The sequence below is a fragment of the Lactobacillus sp. 23-2 genome, from assembly GCF_044902225.1.
GTDB classification, from domain to species: Bacteria; Bacillota; Bacilli; order Lactobacillales; family Lactobacillaceae; genus Lactobacillus; species Lactobacillus absianus.
The window spans coordinates 1-625 of sequence record NZ_JAOQBX010000068.1 but is presented as its reverse complement, the minus strand read 5'-3'; the positions used below and the strand labels follow the sequence as shown (position 1 = coordinate 625).

Below are 625 nucleotides of genomic sequence, written 5' to 3'. Positions count from 1 at the left end.
TCAAGCAGGGGTAGTATCCCAACAGCGCCTCCGGTGAGACTGGCGTCCCACCTTCTCAGGCTCCTACCTATCCTGTACATGCTTGACAGATACCCAATATTAAACTGCAGTAAAGCTCCATGGGGTCTTTCCGTCCTGTCGCGGGTAACCCGCATCTTCACGGGTATTATAATTTCACCGAGTCTCTCGTTGAGACAGTGCCCAAATCATTACACCTTTCGTGCAGGTCGGAACTTACCCGACAAGGAATTTCGCTACCTTAGGACCGTTATAGTTACGGCCGCCGTTTACTGGGGCTTCAATTCAAGCCTTCGCTTGCGCTAAGCTCTCCTCTTAACCTTCCAGCACCGGGCAGGTGTCAGCACCTATACTTCATCTTGCGATTTTGCAGATGCCTGTGTTTTTGATAAACAGTTGCTTGGGCCTTTTCACTGCGGCTGATCTTGCGACCAGCGCCCCTTCTCCCGAAGTTACGGGGCCATTTTGCCGAGTTCCTTAACGAGAGTTCTCTCGCTCACCTGAGGATACTCTCCTCGACTACCTGTGTCGGTTTGCGGTACGGGTGCACCGTCTCTGGCTAGAAGCTTTTCTCGGCAGTGTGACGTCTCAGCCTTCGCTACTATAA

Annotated in this window: 1 rRNA gene; it reads right to left on the bottom strand. The window is 52.2% G+C overall.

From position 1 onward, the window contains the following. A 23S ribosomal RNA gene (locus OCH80_RS10180) occupies positions 1-625 on the bottom strand; the annotation flags it as partial.